Origin of the sequence: Streptomyces huiliensis, assembly GCF_020037025.1 — a bacterium.
In the GTDB taxonomy this organism is placed as follows: Bacteria; Actinomycetota; Actinomycetes; order Streptomycetales; family Streptomycetaceae; genus Streptomyces; species Streptomyces huiliensis.
The window spans coordinates 1-2,115 of sequence record NZ_JAIQLH010000288.1; the positions used below are offsets into that span (position 1 = coordinate 1).

Sequence of the window (2,115 nt, forward strand, 5' to 3'; positions counted from 1 at the left end):
GCGCCCGCCGTGGGCGCCGCGCGCGCCGGCGCGCTGCTGGAGCGCCAGCTGACGCTGGCGCGGACGCGCGCCCACTCGGCGGCGCTCCAGGCGCTGGGCTCCGCGCGCTTCCACGCGGTCGCCGACGCCGTCGCCGTCCTGTCGACCGACCCGCCGCTGGACCCGGCCGCCCACGACCTGCGGGCCCAGGAAGCCCTCCCGCTGCTGGCCGAGCAGAGCCACCGGCTCCTCCTGGAGGCCGTCGACACCCTGCCCCTGGCCGCCGCCGGCCTGCCCTACAACGCCGAGGCCCTCTCCCACGGCCTCGCCGACGCGGGCGTCCCGGCGGCCGAGAGCCGGCAGGACGCCCCCTGGCACCAGGTGCGACTGCTGGTGCGGTTGCGCCGGTACGCGCAGGAGGTGCTCGACGAGCAGCGCCAGACGGAGGTGGAACCCGGCCTCACCACCCGGCTGCTGAGCGCCGGCCAGGCCCTCGACCGGCACCGCGACGCGGCCGAGTCCGCCGCCTACGCCGCGGCCGCCGCCCGCACCCCGCGCATCGCCCCCGCCACCGCCTACGCCCTCGGCGTCCTCCACGCCGATCAGCGGTACGAGGTCGAGGCGGCACGCTTCGCCTTCGGCCGGATCTGGCAGCGGACGGGGGTGGCTTCCCGGTGAGGCCGATAAGGCCGGAGGCCGGCACGGAGGACGCGGTCGTCCGCGCGGCGGGGTGCGTCCTGTGGCGGCACGGGCCCGACGGCGGCGTCGAGCTCGCGCTCGTCCACCGGCCGAAGTACCTGGACTGGTCCTTTCCGAAGGGCAAGCTCAAGCGGGGGGAGGACGCGTGGGTGGGGGCGCTGCGGGAGGTCCGCGAGGAGACGGGGATGGACTGCGTCCTGGGGCCGGTCCTCCCGACGTCCCGCTACCCGGTCGCCGACGGCCGCCTCAAGGAGGTCCGGTACTGGGCGGCCCGGTCCGCCGGCGGCACCTTTGCCCCCAACCGGGAGGTGGACCGGTTGGCCTGGCTGCCTGCCGACGAGGCGCGAGCTCATTTGACGCACGAGCGGGACCGGGGGCTGGTGGACGCGCTGCTGCGCGTCCTGGGGGAGTAGCCCCGGCCCCTCCAAACGCCGGACGGGCTGAAAGTGCCTGAGCGGGCACTTTCAGCCCGTCCGGCGTTTGAGGACGAGCGGCGGAGCCGCGAAAGGGGGTCTGGGGCGCAGCCCCAGGAAGCGGCGAAGGGGAGGGACCGGGGCGCGCCTACCCCCGAGGGGCCACCGCCTCCCACCGCACCGTGACCTCCCCCTGCCGCCACCGCCGAGGCCCGTCGGCGAGCGGCCAGTCGCCGGCCAGCGACGAGACGGCCCGGATCCACCGCTGCCGGGCACCGAGCGAAGCGTAAGGAGCGGCAGCCGCCCAAGCCCGGTCGAAGTCCCGCAGAAAAGCGTGCACGGGCTCCCCGGGCACGTTCCGGTGGATGAGCGCCTTGGGCAGCCGCTCCGCCAGATCCGACGGCGCCCCGAGCGACCCGAGCCGCGTCGCGAAGGTGACGGTCCGGGGGCCCTCCGGGCCCAGCGCGACCCACACGTGCCGCCGCCCGATCTCGTCGCAGGTGCCCTCGACGAGCAGCCCGTCGGGGTCGAGCCGGGCGCGGAGCCGCGCCCAGACGGCGGCGACCGACGCCTCGTCGTACTGCCGGAGCACGTTCGCCGCCCGGATGATCAGCGGTCGCCGGCCGGCCGGGAGGGGCACCTCGAAGCCGCCGTGGGCGAAGGTCAGCCCGTCGCGTTCGTAGGGTACGGCGGCGGCGACACGGGCCGGGTCGATCTCGACGCCGACCACCCGCGCGTCGGCGCGCACCCGGCGCAGCCGGTCCAGGAGCTCGACGGCGGTCCAGGGGGCGGCCCCGTAGCCGAGGTCGACGGCGACGGGGTCGGCGGCGCGGCGCAGCGCGGGGGCGTGGGCGGCGGTGATCCAGCGGTCCATCCGGCGCAACCGGTTCGGATTGGTCGTACCGCGCGTCGCCGTCCCGACGGGGCGGTGCTGCGGGGCGGGGGCGGGGCGGGCGGCGGCCATGCACCGAGCGTAAGCGGTTCCGGTTCTGCGCCGGACCGTGAGGGCCGGATCACTCTTTGG

Annotated in this window: 2 protein-coding genes and 1 pseudogene; 2 read left to right on the forward strand and 1 reads right to left on the reverse strand. The window is 77.0% G+C overall.

The window, feature by feature from the left end:
- Together JNW98_RS31275 and JNW98_RS31280 are read left to right on the forward strand one after the other, a co-directional pair.
- Positions 1-657 (forward strand): annotated as a pseudogene (locus JNW98_RS31275) (CHAD domain-containing protein); the annotation flags it as partial.
- The gene (locus JNW98_RS31280) at positions 654-1,091 is read left to right on the forward strand and encodes an NUDIX hydrolase (protein ID WP_223771678.1); all 438 of its coding nucleotides are present in this window, start codon (positions 654-656) and stop codon (positions 1,089-1,091) included. The pseudogene JNW98_RS31275 and the gene JNW98_RS31280, both read left to right, overlap by 4 nt.
- A gap of 148 nt (positions 1,092-1,239) precedes the next feature.
- Here the strand turns inward: JNW98_RS31280 and JNW98_RS31285 are convergent, their stop codons facing one another.
- Positions 1,240-2,055, reverse strand: a complete 816-nt coding sequence (locus JNW98_RS31285) for a class I SAM-dependent methyltransferase (protein ID WP_223771679.1) — start codon at positions 2,053-2,055, stop codon at positions 1,240-1,242.
- Between the last annotated feature and the right edge of the window lie 60 nt (positions 2,056-2,115).

Bases quoted from the DNA above. Each gene is read 5' to 3' on its own strand.
- JNW98_RS31285 (WP_223771679.1), bottom strand. From the start codon at position 2,055: ATGGCCGCCGCCCGCCCCGCCCCCGCCCCGCAGCACCGCCCCGTCGGG.